This is a genomic window from Cellulomonas fimi, from assembly GCF_028583725.1.
GTDB classification, from domain to species: domain Bacteria; phylum Actinomycetota; class Actinomycetes; order Actinomycetales; family Cellulomonadaceae; genus Cellulomonas; species Cellulomonas fimi_B.
The window spans coordinates 3272496-3289241 of the sequence record NZ_CP110680.1 but is presented as its reverse complement, the minus strand read 5'-3'; the positions used below and the strand labels follow the sequence as shown (position 1 = coordinate 3289241).

Here is a 16746-nt window from a genome sequence, read left to right as displayed (position 1 = left end):
CGTGCTCAAGCGACTGATCATCGCCCTGCTCGGCGTCGTCGGACTCGTCGTCATCGGCCTCGGTGTCGCGTCCGCGACGCTGTGGAGGGCGGACGACGTGCTCGTCGCCTCCACGTCCGGCGACGCCCGGACGCTGGTCACCGACCCCGGTGTCCTGGAGCTCGGGGGCGACCCCGTCACCGTCACGGTGGAGGCCGCCGACGACTCCCCGGTCGTGCTCGCGGTCGGACGCGACACCGACGTCGACGGCTGGGTCGGCACCGACGCGCACGACCGCGTCACGGGCCTCGACGACTGGCACGAGCTCGCGGTCGACGCGGTCGCCGCGTCCGCTCCGACGGCGTCGGCGGAGCCCGACGCGGCCGCGACCGAGGGTGCGACGCCGGCGGAGCCCGAGGCACCCGCCGACGGTGCCGCGACGCCCGCCCCCGACGCGACGGCCGACGAGGCCCCTGCGGTCGCCGACCCGACGGGCTCCGACCTGTGGGTCGCCGAGGCGACGGGCGAGGGCTCGGCCGAGCTGGTGTGGCACGCCCAGCCGGGCCGCTGGAGCCTGCTCGCGGTGAGCACCGGCGACGCCCCGCCCACGCTCTCGCTGGCGTGGCCGCGGACCGTCACGACGCCGTGGCTGTGGCCGTGCGTGGTCGTCGGCGGGCTGCTCGTCGTCGCGTCGCTGCTGCTGCTCGCCCGCGAGCTGCTGCGCCGACGCCGCGGCCTCGACCAGCCGGAGTGGCACGCGGTGCACACCGGGCCGATCGCCGTGGGCGTCGGCGCCGACGACCCGACGGCCACGACCCTCACGCGCCGCCAGCTCCGCGAGGCCGCTGCCGCCCGTGCCGCAGGGGTCCCGCGCGCCGGCGGCCCGCCGCCTGCCGCGGCCGACGTCAGCGCCGCGGCCGCGGCCGCTTCTGCCGCGGACGGACCTCGACCCGTCGGCCTCGCGGGTGCCTCGACGGCCGCACGCGCGTCGGCGCCGGCCGGTGCGTCCGGGCGCTCCGACACCGCTTCCGCCACCCGGGGTGCCCCGGGGTCGGGAGCCGACCCCTCCGGTACCCGCGGCGAGCCGACCCCGGCGGTTTCCGGTTCCGGGACCGGGTCGCCGACGGGACCCGGCCGCGCCCCGTCATCTCCGGCGTCCGCCGGTGCGGACAAGTGGTCAGCGGACGCCCCGACGCCCGCGCGGACCCGCCGGGCCATGCGCACGGGGCAGATCCCGGTCGTCGGCGGCCCCGACGCCGGCGCCCCGGCGGCGCCGACGGGCGGCCGTACCCCCGAGCACGCCTCGACGTCCGCGCCGCACGTGTCGCCGTCGTCGCCGACCGGCGACCGCACGCCCGGGCCCGCTGCGGGCCCCGCGTCGTCGCTGCCCGGCGGTCACCGTCACCCGGTGCCTGCGGGTGCGTCCGCGCACCCGACGCCGTCCCCGACGGGCCCCCGTCCGCTGGCCCCGGGCGGCCCGGCCTCGCCCCTGCCGACCGGTCCCGCCCGCCACGGTGCGCACGCCGCCGCCGGGGCGTCCGGCGGCGCCGCCGGTATGCCCGGCAGCGCCGCAGGTGCGTCCGGTCCCGCCGCGGGCGGCGCCGCGCCGGCCGCACCGGGCTCCTGGCTCACGGGCGCCCCGTCGGGACGCCCGGCCCCCGGTCCGTCGTCCCCGTCCGGCACGTCGTGGCCGTCGCGTCCCGGCGGCGGCCCGGGGGAGCCCGCGCCCGGTCGTCCGGGCGACGGCCCTTCGTCGCCGTCGTGGCCGTCCGCTCCCGGCGGGTCGGGCAGCCGCCCGGCGCCCGGGCCCGACGCGTCGCGTGCCGCGGGCTCGTGGGGCGCCGACCGGACCGCTGCTCAGGACGCACGAACGGGTGGCCCGGGTGCGACGTCGGCCTCGCGCCCGTCCCCTGCCGCACCCGCACCGCTCTCCCCGGCGTCGCCCGCCGCTTCCCCGCGCACGGGAGGCGACGACCCGGTGCCGTCCGGACCCGCGGTGCACGGTTCCGGTCGCCCCTCGTGGGCTGCCGGCCCCCAGGCGGGCGGCCCACGCCCCACGGGGTGGACCGCGGTGCCCCCCGCGCCCGGCCAGCCGTCACGCGCGGGCTCGCCGACGTCGCCGGACGCGCCGTCGGCGCACGTGCGGCCCGCCTGGCTGCCGACCCAGGACGAGCAGGCGGCGCCCCCCGCAGCGCCCGCCGGCTCGCGCGGCGACGCGTGGCGACGCGCGTGGGGGCTCCCGCCGATCGAGACGACCGACGACCAGGAGGAGGGCCGATGACCGCCCGCCGGACCGGACGCCGCTCCGTGACCGACCGCCGCCCCGTGACCGACCGCCGCACCACCCCCCACCGGGGCGTCATCGCCCGCCGTGCCGTGCCCGTCGTGCTCGCGCTCGCCGTGCTCGCGGGCTGTGCCACCCCGCTCCCGGAGCCGGCCCCCGAGCCCGCTCCGGCGGTCGCGCCCGCCGCCACGACCGTGGCGCAGTCGACCGACGTCCTGGGCGACCTCGGTGAGGTGCTGAGCGCCGCCGACGCCGCCCTCGACCCCGCCGCGCTCGGACCGCGGGTGACGGGACCGGCGCTCGCCACCCGGACCGCGGAGTACGTCCGTGCGGGCTCGACGGGGGGCGCCAAGCCGCCGACGATCCTGCCGACCGACGAGCAGGTGCTGATCGTCCCGCAGACGACGCAGTGGCCCCGGACGCAGCTCGTCGTCACCGAGCAGCCCGACGACCTCCAGGCGCCGCGCATCCTGGTGCTCCAGCAGGCGGCCCCGCGCGAGCAGTACAAGCTCTGGGGCTGGGCCCGGATGGCCCCGGGCGTCAGCATGCCGCCGACCGCGGAGCCCGCGACCGGCAGCGCCGTCCTCGCCCCGGACGCGCAGGGCCTGGTGGTGACGCCGGCCGAGGCGCTCGTGCAGTACGCCGACGTCCTGGCGAACGGGACGGCCTCGGCCTACGCGGCGACGTTCGCGGCGGACCCGTTCCGCGCGGCGATCGAGGCGGCGCGTGCCGCGATGGTCGCGGGCGTGGAGTCGGCGGCGTCGGCGACCGAGACCTACACACCGGACGCGGCACCGGTCGTGGCGCTCGCGACCGCGGACGGCGGCGCGATCGTGGTCGGGCAGCTGACGACGGTGTCGACCGTGACGCTCACCGTGGCGGGTGGGACGATCCCGATCCAGGACCCGTTCTACGCTGCGCTCACGGGGACGCAGAGCGCCGCGTCGTCGTTCGCCCGGACGTACACCGACGTGCTCGTCATGTACGTGCCGCCCGCGGACAGCGGCGCACCGGTGCAGGTCCTCGCGGCCGAGCACGCGGTGACCGCGGCGAGCGCCTCCTAGCACCGACGCGTCCCGTCACGCCGACGGGACCAGCACGACCAGCGACCACCAGCGAACGACGAGGCCGGGGAACGGTGCCCGGCGACGAAGGATGACGCGCATGTCCCAGCCCTCCGGGCCCCGCCCCCGTCTCGACGTCCGTGGCGCCGTCGACCTGTCCGGCCTGTCCCGCACGACGCCGCCGCCCGGGACTCCCGGGGGCCTCGACAAGCCGAGCTCGTACGTGCTGGACGTCGACGAGTCGACGTTCAACGACGTCCTCCAGCGCTCGACGCAGCACCCGGTCGTCGTCGTGCTCTGGGCGCCGTGGAGCGAGGTGAGCACGGGCGTCGCCGCCGACCTGGCCGCCCTCGCGGACGAGGACCAGGGGCGGTGGCTGCTCGCGCGGATCGACGCGGATGCCAACCCGCGGGTCGCCGCGGCCTTCCAGGCGCAGTCGGTCCCGACCGTCGTCGCGGTGCTCGCGGGCCAGCCGCTCCCGCTGTTCCAGGGCGCCTACCCGCGCGACCAGGTGCGCGCGGTCCTCGACCAGGTGCTCGCTGCGGCGGAGGCGAACGGCATCACGGGCCGGGTCACACCCGCGGGAGACGAGCCCGAGGCGGAGCCGGAGCCGGAGCTGCCCCCGCTGCACCAGGCGGCGTACGACGCGATCGAGTCCGACGACCTGCCCGCGGCGCGCGCCGCCTACGAGCAGGCGCTGGTGGAGAACCCCCGCGACGCGCTCGCCCGCGCCGGCCTGGCCCAGGTCGGCCTCCTCGAGCGGACCCGCGACATGGACCTGCGCGCCGTGCGCGCCGCGGCGGCCGACAGCCCCGACGACGTCGACGCCCAGCTCGCAGTCGCGGACCTCGACATCCTCGGCGGTCAGGTCGAGGACGCCTTCGGCCGGCTGGTCGACGTGCTGCGCCGGACGTCCGGCGAGGACCGCGAGCGGGTGCGCCTGCGACTCGTCGACCTGTTCGAGGTCGTCGGCGGCGACGACCCCCGCGTCGTCGCGGCCCGCCGCGCGATGGCGAGCGCCCTGTACTGAGCCCCAGCACCGACCGGACGGCCGGTCGACGTCGATGTACGCGCACGTCAGCGCACATCTCGTCGGCCGGCCGTCGTCGTCTCCGGGCGTGCGTGACGGGCGTCACCGGAGGCCGACTTGATCTTCCGCGCCACCGCTGCGTAATGTTCTCGACGTCGCCCGGCAGGGAGGAACGGACACCGAGGAACGATCCCGGTGGCTGGTCCCGCGAGCGACATCCCCCGGATCTCCGACCGACGAGACCTCTCGCCGGTCGACACGAGCGTCCGGATGTGGAACGAGCACGACCACGCCGAACCAGCCCGAGAGGGCAGGTTGACGAGGAAGAGCCGGTCCGCTAAGTTTGAACGGTTGCCTCCGGCCGGATCGAAAGATTCGAAAGGATGCGCGTCTGTTCCTTGAGAACTCAACAGTGTGCCAAGTAGTCGATGCCAAGATGGTCCATCGCGCGGTTTCGTGTGGTGGGTCTTGGTTGAGATTGAGGAGGCTCGTCCACCCCCGTGGATCGGGTCTTCTTTTGACAGCCGAATCTGATTGGCCCTTTGGGGCTGTTTCGTGTGTCGGTTGCCTGCCTGCTTCGGTGGGTGGGTGCCATGTAGACATTTACGGAGAGTTTGATTCTGGCTCAGGACGAACGCTGGCGGCGTGCTTAACACATGCAAGTCGAACGGTGACGACCAGCTTGCTGGTCTGATCAGTGGCGAACGGGTGAGTAACACGTGAGCAACCTGCCCCTGACTCTGGGATAACGACCGGAAACGGTCGCTAATACCGGATATGAGACGTACAGGCATCTGTTGCGTCTGGAAAGTTTTTCGGTCAGGGATGGGCTCGCGGCCTATCAGCTTGTTGGTGGGGTAACGGCCTACCAAGGCGACGACGGGTAGCCGGCCTGAGAGGGCGACCGGCCACACTGGGACTGAGACACGGCCCAGACTCCTACGGGAGGCAGCAGTGGGGAATATTGCACAATGGGCGCAAGCCTGATGCAGCGACGCCGCGTGAGGGATGACGGCCTTCGGGTTGTAAACCTCTTTCAGCAGGGAAGAAGCGCAAGTGACGGTACCTGCAGAAGAAGCGCCGGCTAACTACGTGCCAGCAGCCGCGGTAATACGTAGGGCGCAAGCGTTGTCCGGAATTATTGGGCGTAAAGAGCTCGTAGGCGGTTTGTCGCGTCTGCTGTGAAAACCTCAGGCTCAACCTGGGGCTTGCAGTGGGTACGGGCAGACTAGAGTGCGGTAGGGGTGACTGGAATTCCTGGTGTAGCGGTGGAATGCGCAGATATCAGGAGGAACACCGATGGCGAAGGCAGGTCACTGGGCCGCAACTGACGCTGAGGAGCGAAAGCATGGGGAGCGAACAGGATTAGATACCCTGGTAGTCCATGCCGTAAACGTTGGGCACTAGGTGTGGGGCTCATTCCACGAGCTCTGTGCCGCAGCAAACGCATTAAGTGCCCCGCCTGGGGAGTACGGCCGCAAGGCTAAAACTCAAAGAAATTGACGGGGGCCCGCACAAGCGGCGGAGCATGCGGATTAATTCGATGCAACGCGAAGAACCTTACCAAGGCTTGACATACACCGGAAAAGTGCAGAGATGTGCTCCCCGTAAGGTCGGTGTACAGGTGGTGCATGGTTGTCGTCAGCTCGTGTCGTGAGATGTTGGGTTAAGTCCCGCAACGAGCGCAACCCTCGTCCCATGTTGCCAGCGGGTTATGCCGGGGACTCATGGGAGACTGCCGGGGTCAACTCGGAGGAAGGTGGGGATGACGTCAAATCATCATGCCCCTTATGTCTTGGGCTTCACGCATGCTACAATGGCCGGTACAAAGGGCTGCGATACCGCGAGGTGGAGCGAATCCCAAAAAGCCGGTCTCAGTTCGGATTGGGGTCTGCAACTCGACCCCATGAAGTCGGAGTCGCTAGTAATCGCAGATCAGCAACGCTGCGGTGAATACGTTCCCGGGCCTTGTACACACCGCCCGTCAAGTCACGAAAGTCGGTAACACCCGAAGCCGGTGGCCCAACCCTTGTGGGGGGAGCCGTCGAAGGTGGGACTGGCGATTGGGACTAAGTCGTAACAAGGTAGCCGTACCGGAAGGTGCGGCTGGATCACCTCCTTTCTAAGGAGCATCTGGCACCGCGCTCGCCTGTCATGGGTGGGTGTGTGGTGTCCAGGCCCACGCCCCGGCCGAACGAGCTGGGGGTGGTGCTCGAGGGTGGAACATCGACTACGGCCGGCTTGGTTCCGGTGGCTTCTAGTACGCCTGCAGCTCGTCTGCGGGGAGGGAACGGAGATCCACACCGGGTGATCGGGTCGGCCTGGCACGCTGTTGGGTCCTGAGGGAACAGCCGTCATGGTTGTTGACCTCGGGGTCGAGTCGCGCACTTGATCCGCTTGCGGGCGGGTGGGGTGCGCGTCGGCCTGCGGGCCGCCTGGTCCAGCGAACCGCCCCTGGTGGGTAGGCGCGCGGACGTCACAGGTGAGTCACCCGGTCGTAGCTTGAGAACTGCACAGTGGACGCGAGCATCTTTGAATGATCTTTGTGGTCAAGTTTATAAGGGCACAGGGTGGATGCCTTGGCACTAGGAGCCGAAGAAGGACGTGGTAGCCTGCGATAAGCCTCGGGGAGTTGGCAAACGAACCGTGATCCGAGGATGTCCGAATGGGGAAACCCCGCACGAGTCATGTCGTGTGACCCGCACCTGAATATATAGGGTGTGTGGAGGGAACGCCGGGAAGTGAAACATCTCAGTACCGGCAGGAAGAGATATTCCGTGAGTAGTGGCGAGCGAAAGCGGATCAGGCCAAACCGTATGCGTGTTCAAGCCGGCAGGCGTTGCGCATGCGGGGTTGTGGGACCTTTCAGGCCTGGTTCTGCCGAACCAGCAGGGAGTCAGAAAGTCGCGTCATAGTCGAAGGGCATTGAAAGGCCCGGCACAGAGGGTGGTACCCCCGTAGACGAAATGGCGTGGCCTCCCGAGAGGGATCCCAAGTAGCTCCGGGCCCGAGAAACCTGGAGTGAATCTGCACAGACCACTGTGTAAGCCTAAATACTACCTAGTGACCGATAGCGGACAAGTACCGTGAGGGAAAGGTGAAAAGTACCCCGGGAGGGGAGTGAAATAGTACCTGAAACCGTGTGCCTACAAACCGTCGGAGCCTCCCTAGCAGGGGTGACGGCGTGCCTTTTGAAGAATGAGCCTGCGAGTTAGTGGTACGTGGCGAGGTTAACCCGTGTGGGGAAGCCGTAGCGAAAGCGAGTCCGAACAGGGCGATTCAGTCGCGTGCTCTAGACCCGAAGCGGAGTGATCTAGCCATGGGCAGGGTGAAGCGCGGGTAAGACCGCGTGGAGGCCCGAACCCACCAGGGTTGAAAACCTGGGGGATGACCTGTGGTTAGGGGTGAAAGGCCAATCAAACTCCGTGATAGCTGGTTCTCCCCGAAATGCATTTAGGTGCAGCGTCACGCGTTTCTTGCCGGAGGTAGAGCTACTGGATAGCCGATGGGCCCCACCAGGTTACTGACGTTAGCCAAACTCCGAATGCCGGTAAGCCAGAGCGTGGCAGTGAGACTGCGGGGGATAAGCTCCGTAGTCGAGAGGGAAACAGCCCAGACCACCAGCTAAGGCCCCTAAGCGTATGCTAAGTGGGAAAGGATGTGGAGTTGCACAGACAACCAGGAGGTTGGCTTAGAAGCAGCCACCCTTGAAAGAGTGCGTAATAGCTCACTGGTCAAGTGATTCCGCGCCGACAATGTAGCGGGGCTCAAGCATACCGCCGAAGCTGTGGCATTCACACGTTCGACAAGCCTTCGTGGTTCAGTCGTGTGGATGGGTAGGGGAGCGTCGTGTGGCGGGCGAAGTCGCGGGGTAACCCAGCGGTGGACGCCACACGAGTGAGAATGCAGGCATGAGTAGCGAAAGACGGGTGAGAAACCCGTCCGCCGAATGACCAAGGGTTCCAGGGCCAGGCTAATCCGCCCTGGGTAAGTCGGGACCTAAGGCGAGGCCGACAGGCGTAGTCGATGGACAACGGGTTGATATTCCCGTACCGGCGAAGAACCGCCCATACCGAGCCCGGTGATGCTCACCGTCCGAGCCGGCCCACCGCACCTTCGGGTGCACCGGGCCGGGGAGCACGGGACCCGAACCGGTAGTAGGTAAGCGTATTAACAGGGGTGACGCAGGAAGGTAGCCAAGCGTGGCGATGGTTGTCCACGTCCAAGGTCGTAGGGCGAGGTGTAGGCAAATCCGCACCTCACGAGCCTGAGAGCTGACGGTGACCGCGAATGCGGGAATCTGGTGATCCTATGCTGCCAAGAAAAGCCTCGACGCGAGGTTCTAGCCGCCCGTACCCCAAACCGACTCAGGTGGTCAGGTAGAGAATACCAAGGCGATCGAGAGAATCGTGGTTAAGGAACTCGGCAAAATGCCCCCGTAACTTCGGGAGAAGGGGGGCCTGAAGCGTGAACCGACTTGCTCGGGGAGCGTGAAGGGCCGCAGAGACCAGGGAGAAGCGACTGTTTACTAAAAACACAGGTCCGTGCGAAGTCGCAAGACGATGTATACGGACTGACGCCTGCCCGGTGCTGGAAGGTTAAGAGGACGGGTCAGCCGCAAGGCGAAGCTCAGAATTTAAGCCCCAGTAAACGGCGGTGGTAACTATAACCATCCTAAGGTAGCGAAATTCCTTGTCGGGTAAGTTCCGACCTGCACGAATGGCGTAACGACTTCTCCGCTGTCTCAACCGCGAACTCGGCGAAATTGCACTACGAGTAAAGATGCTCGTTACGCGCAGCAGGACGGAAAGACCCCGGGACCTTTACTATAGCTTGGTATTGGTGTTCGGTGCGGCTTGTGTAGGATAGGTGGGAGACTGTGAAGCCGGCACGCCAGTGTCGGTGGAGTCAACGTTGAAATACCACTCTGGTCGCTCTGGACATCTAACCTCGGTCCGTGATCCGGACTAGGGACAGTGCCTGGTGGGTAGTTTAACTGGGGCGGTTGCCTCCTAAAATGTAACGGAGGCGCTCAAAGGTTCCCTCAGCCTGGTTGGCAATCAGGTGGCGAGTGCAAGTGCACAAGGGAGCGACTGTGAGACTGACAGGTCGAGCAGGGACGAAAGTCGGAACTAGTGATCCGGCGGTGGCTTGTGGAAGCGCCGTCGCTCAACGGATAAAAGGTACCCCGGGGATAACAGGCTGATCTTGCCCAAGAGTCCATATCGACGGCATGGTTTGGCACCTCGATGTCGGCTCGTCGCATCCTGGGGCTGGAGTAGGTCCCAAGGGTTGGGCTGTTCGCCCATTAAAGCGGTACGCGAGCTGGGTTTAGAACGTCGTGAGACAGTTCGGTCCCTATCCGCTGCGCGCGCAGGAAACTTGAGAAGGGCTGTCCCTAGTACGAGAGGACCGGGACGGACGAACCTCTGGTGTGCCAGTTGTTCCGCCAGGAGCACGGCTGGTTGGCTACGTTCGGAAGGGATAACCGCTGAAAGCATCTAAGCGGGAAGCCTGCTTCAAGATGAGGTTTCCACGGGACTCGTCCCGAGAGGCACCCCGCTAGACCACGGGGTTGATAGGCCGGATGTGGAAGAGGGGACCAACGACCCTCGCAGCTGACCGGTACTAATAAGCCGACAACTTCACCACTCATTCATTGCTACGCGTCCACTGTGCGGTTCCCGAGAGACGAACGGGAACCCGTTTGACAACTCGACAACGTTACGGCGGTCATAGCGAAGGGGAAACGCCCGGTCCCATTCCGAACCCGGAAGCTAAGCCCTTCAGCGCCGATGGTACTGCACTCGCCAGGGTGTGGGAGAGTAGGACGCCGCCGGACACCATTCAGAAAGAGCCACCCCATCACCGGGGTGGCTCTTTCTGTTTCTCCCGCGGTGGGCCGACTCACGTGTCGTCGAATCGGGGCGTTGCCGGGCTGAGGGCCCGAGCCGGTCGGGTACGACACCGGGGATCGGGTGGTTGCGGACGGCGAGCGGGAATGTGCTGTCGGTGAGCCCGTGTGGTGGGGCACGGTTGGCGGATGACGAGCGACGGCGAGTGCGTGTTCTGCGGGATCGTGGCCGACTCGGTCGAGTCGAGCAGGGTCTACGAGGACGACCGGGTCCTGGCGTTCATGGATCTGCAGCCGGTGACGACCGGGCATGTGCTGGTGATTCCCAAGGTGCACGCGCCGTTCCTCGCAGACGTCGACGACGAGCTCGCGTCGGAGGTGTTCCGGGTCGCTCGGACAGTCGCGGGGGCCTTACGTGTGTCCGCAGTGCCCTGCGACGGGGTCAACCTCTTCCTCGCGGACGGTGAGGCGGCGTTCCAGGAGGTGTTCCACCTGCACCTGCACGTGTTCCCGCGGACCGCGGGCGACGGGTTCAGGATCGCCGCGGACTGGCGCGTTCGCGAGCGGGAGGAGCTGGACGAGGTTGCGCGTCAGGTGCGCTCAGGACTCGCTCGGTCGGCGGGATGACGCCCGGTCGATCGCAAGCACCGTCAGGCGGTCATCTGCGGGCCAAGGACGGTCATGTGCCGGCCCAGGGCGGTCATGTGCGGGCCCGGGACGGTCGGAGCGGGCCTAGAGGACGGTCGTGAGCGGACCTCGGACGGTCGTGTGCGGGCCTCGGACGGTCGCGAGCGGGCCTCGGACGTCAGGACAGTCGCGTGTGGTGTCAGGGCGTCTCGTCGTCGGCGACGAAGATGACGGCGCCGAACGGGGGGACGCGGACCTGGGCGGAGTACGGGCGGCCGTAGTGGGGGACCGGCTCGGCGTCGATGCCGCCGAGGTTGCCGACGCCCGAGCCGCCGTAGCTCTCCGCGTCGGAGTTGAAGGCCTCGCGCCAGCGGCCACCCGACGGCAGGGCCAGGCGATAGCCCTCGTGCGGGACGCCGGCGAAGTTGATCACGACCGCGGCGGGCGGGGTGTCGACACCCTTGCGGAGGTAGGCCAGGGTGTTGCGGTCGGCGTCGTCGGAGTCGATCCACTCGAAGCCCTCGGGGGAGTGGTCGAGCTCCCAGAGCGCGGGGTTCTCGCGGTAGACGCGGTTGAGGTCGCGGATGCTGTCGCGGACACCGGCGTGCAGGGAGTCGTCGAGGGCGTGCCAGTCGAGGGAGCGCGACTCGGCCCACTCCGTCTGCTGCGCGAACTCGCTGCCCATGAAGAGCAGCTGCTTGCCGGGATGGGTCCACTGGTAGGCGAGGAGCCCGCGGACGCCGGCGAGCTTCTGCCAGTGGTCGCCGGGCATGCGCTCGTACAGGGAGCCCTTGCCGTGGACGACCTCGTCGTGCGAGATGGGCAGCACGAAGCGCTCGGAGTAGGCGTACACCATCGAGAACGTGACCTCGTGGTGGTGGTACCGCTTGTGGATGGGCTGCTCCGAGACGTAGCGGAGCGTGTCGTTCATCCAGCCCATGTTCCACTTCAGCCCGTACCCGAGGCCGTTGCCGTCGGTCGGTGCGGTGACGCCGGGCCACGCGGTGGACTCCTCGGCGATCATGAGGATGCCGGGGGCGCGCTTGTAGGCGGTCGCGTTGGCCTCCTGCATGAACGAGATCGCGTCGAGGTTCTCGCGGCCGCCGTACTTGTTGGGGCGCCACTGGCCCGGGCGGCGGGAGTAGTCGAGGTAGAGCATCGAGGCGACGGCGTCGACGCGGAGGCCGTCGACGTGGAACTCCTCGAGCCAGTAGACGGCGTTCGCGACGAGGAAGTTGCGGACCTCGGAGCGGCCGAAGTTGAAGACGTACGTTCCCCAGTCGGGGTGCTCCCCGAGCAGCGGGTCCGGGTGCTCGTAGAGGGGAGTGCCGTCGAACTGGGCGAGGGCCCACTCGTCCTTCGGGAAGTGCGCGGGCACCCAGTCGATGATGACGCCGATGCCGGCGCGGTGGAGCGTGTCGACCAGGAACTTGAAGTCGTCGGGGTGGCCGAAGCGGGAGGTCGGCGCGAAGTACGACGACACCTGGTAGCCCCACGACCCGCCGAACGGGTGCTCGGACACGGGCAGGAACTCGACGTGCGTGAACCCGAGGTCGAGGACGTACTCGGTGAGCTGGTGGGCGAGGTCGCGGTAGGCCAGGCCCTGGCGCCACGAGCCGAGGTGCACCTCGTAGATGCTGAGGGGCCCGGTGTGCGGGTCGCGCTGCGTGCGCGCGGTCATCCACTCGTCGTCGGACCAGGCGTGGTGCGACTCGACGACGACGGAGGCGGTCGCCGGAGGGACCTCGGTGCCGCGGGCCATCGGGTCGGCCTTCTGCCGCCAGGAACCGTCGCGGCCGAGGATCTCGAACTTGTAGCGGGCGCCCGCGGTGACACCGGGCGCGAAGATCTCCCAGACGCCGCTGTCGCCGAGCGACCGCATCGCGTGCGTCGCGCCCTGCCAGTAGTTGAAGTCGCCGACGACGCGGACGGCCTGCGCGTTGGGCGCCCACACGGCGAACGACGTGCCCTCGACGTCGCCGAGCACGCCGGGGTAGGTGCGGACGCGCGCCCCGAGGACGGTCCACAGCTGCTCGTGGCGGCCCTCCCGGATGAGGTGGCGGTCGAGCTCCTGCACGGTGGGGAGGAAGCGGTACGGGTCGTCGGCGAGGTGCACGGCGTCGCCGTAGGTCACCTCGATGCGGTAGTCCGGCACGTCCGTGCCGGGGAGGACCGCGACCCAGATGCCGTCCTGCTCGTGCTGTGCCGGCACGCGGGTGTCGGCGGTGATGACGACGACCTTGTCGGCGAGGGGGCGCAGCGACCGGACGGTGACGCCCCCGTCGCCGACGTGGGGGCCCAGGACCCCGTGCGGGTCGTAGTACGCGCCGTGCGCCACAGCGCTCAGCGTGCCGGAGTCGACAGGGACCGGGGCGGGCGCCGTGCTCATCCTCCTACCCAACCACCCGTGACGTGTCTGCGCAGGTGGACGCCTTGCGGCGCAGGTCACGAAGCGGTGTCAGGGGTTCCGGGCGGGCGGTGCCGTCGTGCCGCGGGTCACGAGCCGGGGCTGCGGGGCGGTGTAGGACGTCACGGGTCCGTCGGCGAGGAGGTTGAGCACGCAGTCGGCGACCTGGACGCCCATGGCGTGCACGTCGAGGCTCATCGCGGACAGCGCGGGGCTCGCGAGGCGGCAGAGGGCCGAGTCGTCCCAGGCGAGCAGCGAGAGGCGCTCGGGGACGGGCACGCCCATCTCGGCGGCGACGCGCAGGCCGGCGATGGCCATGACGTCGTTGTCGAAGATGATCGCGGACGGCGGCGAGCCGCGGCCCAGCAGCGCACGCGTCGCGCGGGTCGCGGACTCCTCGCCGTAGTCGCCCTCGACGACGCTGCCCTGCGCGCCCAGGCGCGCGCACTCGGCGACGAACGCCTCGGTGCGGGCCTGGGTGTGCGCGAGCGTGCGGGGGCCGGACACGCGCGCGAGGCGCAGGTGGCCGAGGCCGACGAGGTGCCCGACGGCGTCGCGCATCGCCTGGCCGTTGTCGATCCACACGTTCGCGAAGGGCAGGTCGGGCGTCGGGCCGCCGACGACCACCGTCGGGATGCCGAGCTCGCCCAGCACCGCGAGGCGGTTGTCCTCGAGCGCGACGTTGACGACGACGACCGCGTCGACGAGCCGGCCCTCGCCCCAGCGCCGGTAGGCGGCGATCTCGGCGTCGTGGTCGGGGACGACGTGCAGCAGCAACGAGCGCCCCTCGACCGCGAGCGACTCCTCGATCCCGGCGATGAGCTCCATGAAGAAGGGCTCGAGGCCGAGCATCCGGGCAGGCCGGGCGAGGACCAGTCCGACCGCATCCATGCCGTGCGTCACGCCCGCCAGCGTACTGGCGGGCGTGCGCAGGTCAGCGGGACGACTCGAGGTCACGCTCGGCGCCGGCCGCCGTCTGCGGTGCGCGGGGGACCACGACGTCGTTCGCGGTGCGCAGGACGGGGGAGCGGGTGAGCGCGTCGGGGTCGGTCCGCACCGTGGTGCGGACGTGGAAGGACGCGGTCTCGCCACCGGGGACGTCGACGAGCGCGGTGTCGACGACCGCGTCCGGGTCGAACCGGTCGACGTGCAGCGTGACGGAGCGGGCGAAGGAGCGGGCCGTCACGTCGACGCGGTAGCCGTCCTGCACGGGTGTCACGGTCGCGGTCAGGGGCGACGGGTCCAGGGCGAGGTCGACGTCCTCGACCCAGGTGTGGACGGTCTGCACGTCGCCGAGCCGGGCGACGAGGATCTCCCCGGCAGGGTCGTCGGGCGTGGCGACCTCGGGCGGCAGCGCGAACAGGCCCACGGACCAGGCGCCGACGGCCAGCGCGAGCTCGACCTCGGCGAGCGTCGTGCCGTCGAGCCGGCGCCGGGACAGGTGCACGACGCCCTGCCAGATGCCCGCGGTGTCGTTGACGACGGCGAGCATGTCGCGGCCGTCACGCGGCTGCACCGTGAGCAGGCGCGGTGCGTAGGCGCGTCGGAGCGCGTGCCACAGCGGTTTGGGGCGCTCGTCGCCGTCGACGGCCGCCCAGGAGGTCACCGGCCAGCAGTCGTTGAGCTGCCACACGATCGCGCCGGCCGTGCGCGGCCACCACGAGCGGTAGTGCTCGATCGCGAACGACACCGCACGCGCCTGGTTGAGCTGCGTCGCCCAGTGCCAGTCGGCGAAGTCGTCGGGCACGCCCAGGTGCGGCGCGAGGCCGCGGTCGAGCTTGCCGTTGCCGTCCTCGGCCTTCTGGTGCAGGAGGAACGTCGGGTCGTCCTTGGTGAGCGGGCCGCCGTCGTCGGCGCGGACCGCGCGCGTGAGCGTCGTCCACGTCGGCGGGCCCTGGAAGCCGAACTCCGAGCAGAAGCGGGGGACGTCGTCGCGGTAGACGGTGTAGTCGACGCGGTTCCAGACCTCCCACTCGTGGTGCGTGCCGTGGTCCGGGTGGTTGGGGTGGACCTCGTCGAGCGCGAAGCCCGGCGAGTACGGCGAGCCGTCGGCGTAGGGGCGCGTGGGGTCGAGCTCGGCGACGACGCCCTTGAGCAGCTCGGTCGCGATCCGGAAGCCCCACGTGCGGCCCTGCAGGTCCTCCTGCCAGCCCCAGTCCACGAAGCCCCACAGGTTCTCGTTGCCGCCGTTCCAGAGCACGAGCGACGGGTGCGGGGTGAGGCGGGCGACGTTCTCGCGGGCCTCGGCCTCGAGCTCGTCCCAGATCGGCTGCTCCTCGGGGTACGCGGCGCACGCGAGCAGGAAGTCCTGCCAGACGAGCAGGCCGCGCTCGTCGGCGAGCTCGTAGAAGTCCTCCGACTCGTAGATGCCGCCGCCCCAGACGCGCAGCAGGTTGAGGTTCGCCTCGACGGCCTGGTCGAGCCGGCGGGCCAGGCGGTCGCGCGTGAGGCGGGTCAGCAGGTGGTCGTCGGGGATCCAGTTGGCGCCCTTGACGAAGATCGGGCGACCGTTGACGCGGAACGTGAAGGGCGTGCCGTCGTCGTCGGGTGCGGTGTCGATCTCGACTGTGCGGAAGCCGATGCGCCGGGTCCACGTGTCGAGGGGCTCGTCGGCGCTCGCGGTGCCGAGCACGACGGTCAGCTCGGCCAGCGGCTGGGCGCCGTGGCCGACCGGCCACCACAGCGGGGCGTGCGGGACCTCGAGCTCCACGACGGCGTGGGTCCGGTCTCGTGGGACGACGACCGTGACGTCGGCGCCGAGGACGCGCGCACGCACGGTGACGGGCACGTCACCGCCCGGGAGGCCCGAGCGTTCGAGGTCGGCGTGGACCTGCACGCGGCCGGTGCCGTCGGCGTCGACGGTGACGAGCGGCCGGACCTGCGCGAGGCGCGCCGTGCGCCAGCGCTCGACGCGCACGGGCTTCCAGAGGCCGGCCGTCTGCAGGTCCGGTCCCCAGTCCCAGCCGAACGAGCACGCCATCTTGCGGACCATGTTGAACGGCTGGGGGTAGGCGAGGGGGCGGCCGCCGAGGCGCTCGGCCTCCGCCTCGGCGTGCACGATCGCGGAGTGCAGGAGGACGCGCAGCCGCTGGGTGTCGGGGCGCAGCAGGGTGCGGACGTCGAACCGGTAGGAGCGGTGCTGGTTGGCGGTGCGGCCGAGCTCGTGGCCGTCGAACGTCAGGGTGGCGACGGTGTCGATCCCGTCGAGGACGAGGTCGACGCGCTCGTCGTCGGCGGCGGGGTCGAGGTCGAGCTGGCGCTCGTACGCCCAGTCGGTGCGGCGCATCCAGGCGAGCACGTCCTCGTTGCGGTCGAGGTACGGGTCGGGGATCAGGCCGGCGTCGAGCAGCGCGGTGTGGCTCGTGCTCGGCACGCGCGTGCGGACGCGGACGCCGACGAGGTCGGCGGGGACGGGGCCGGCGACGGCGGTCAGCGTCCAGCCGTCGGGGAGGTCCTGGATGATCATCGACGCGTGCTCCTGGGTCCGCGGGTCCGGCGTGT

At 69.6% G+C, this 16746-nt stretch carries 7 protein-coding genes and 3 rRNA genes; 7 read left to right on the top strand and 3 right to left on the bottom strand.

What is annotated here, in order from left to right; genetic code table 11:
* Position 1: 1 nt before the first annotated feature.
* From OOT42_RS14800 to OOT42_RS14770, 7 genes are all read left to right on the top strand, one after another.
* Entirely contained in the window at positions 2-2260 is a 2259-nt protein-coding gene (locus OOT42_RS14800) for a hypothetical protein (RefSeq protein WP_273651941.1), read from the top strand.
* Entirely contained in the window at positions 2257-3327 is a 1071-nt protein-coding gene (locus tag OOT42_RS14795) for a hypothetical protein (protein WP_273651940.1), read from the top strand. Before OOT42_RS14800 ends, OOT42_RS14795 begins: the two co-directional genes overlap by 4 nt.
* Positions 3328-3427: 100 nt before the next feature.
* On the top strand, positions 3428-4357 hold the full coding sequence (locus OOT42_RS14790; protein ID WP_273651939.1) for a tetratricopeptide repeat protein: 930 nt from the start codon (positions 3428-3430) through the stop codon (positions 4355-4357).
* A 602-nt stretch (positions 4358-4959) separates the two neighbouring features.
* Positions 4960-6479 (top strand): 16S ribosomal RNA (locus tag OOT42_RS14785).
* Between the two features lie 425 nt (positions 6480-6904).
* Positions 6905-10009: ribosomal RNA gene (locus OOT42_RS14780) — 23S ribosomal RNA — on the top strand.
* Between the two features lie 73 nt (positions 10010-10082).
* Positions 10083-10199 (top strand): 5S ribosomal RNA (rrf, locus tag OOT42_RS14775).
* The 16S, 23S and 5S rRNA genes sit together here, the layout of an rRNA operon.
* 201 nt (positions 10200-10400) lie before the next feature.
* Positions 10401-10838 (top strand): HIT family protein, encoded by a 438-nt coding sequence (locus tag OOT42_RS14770; protein ID WP_273651938.1) that lies wholly within the window; start codon positions 10401-10403, stop codon positions 10836-10838.
* 199 nt (positions 10839-11037) lie between these two features.
* On the opposite strand, the gene glgB is transcribed toward OOT42_RS14770, so the two are convergent.
* From glgB to OOT42_RS14755, 3 genes are all read right to left on the bottom strand, one after another.
* Positions 11038-13227: a 1,4-alpha-glucan branching protein GlgB gene (glgB, locus tag OOT42_RS14765; RefSeq protein WP_273651937.1), complete on the bottom strand. Its 2190-nt coding sequence runs from the start codon at positions 13225-13227 to the stop codon at positions 11038-11040.
* A 69-nt stretch (positions 13228-13296) separates the two neighbouring features.
* Positions 13297-14148 (bottom strand): LacI family DNA-binding transcriptional regulator, encoded by an 852-nt coding sequence (locus OOT42_RS14760; RefSeq protein ID WP_273651936.1) that lies wholly within the window; start codon positions 14146-14148, stop codon positions 13297-13299.
* Between the two features lie 31 nt (positions 14149-14179).
* The gene (locus OOT42_RS14755; protein WP_273651935.1) at positions 14180-16711 is read right to left on the bottom strand and encodes a glycoside hydrolase family 2 protein; all 2532 of its coding nucleotides are present in this window, start codon (positions 16709-16711) and stop codon (positions 14180-14182) included.
* Positions 16712-16746 lie beyond the last annotated feature (35 nt).

Bases quoted from the DNA above. Each gene is read 5' to 3' on its own strand.
- OOT42_RS14795 (WP_273651940.1), top strand. From the start codon at position 2,257: ATGACCGCCCGCCGGACCGGACGCCGCTCCGTGACCGACCGCCGCCCC.
- OOT42_RS14790 (WP_273651939.1), top strand. From the start codon at position 3,428: ATGTCCCAGCCCTCCGGGCCCCGCCCCCGTCTCGACGTCCGTGGCGCC.
- OOT42_RS14770 (WP_273651938.1), top strand. From the start codon at position 10,401: ATGACGAGCGACGGCGAGTGCGTGTTCTGCGGGATCGTGGCCGACTCG.
- glgB (WP_273651937.1), bottom strand. From the start codon at position 13,227: ATGAGCACGGCGCCCGCCCCGGTCCCTGTCGACTCCGGCACGCTGAGC.
- OOT42_RS14755 (WP_273651935.1), bottom strand. From the start codon at position 16,711: ATGATCATCCAGGACCTCCCCGACGGCTGGACGCTGACCGCCGTCGCC.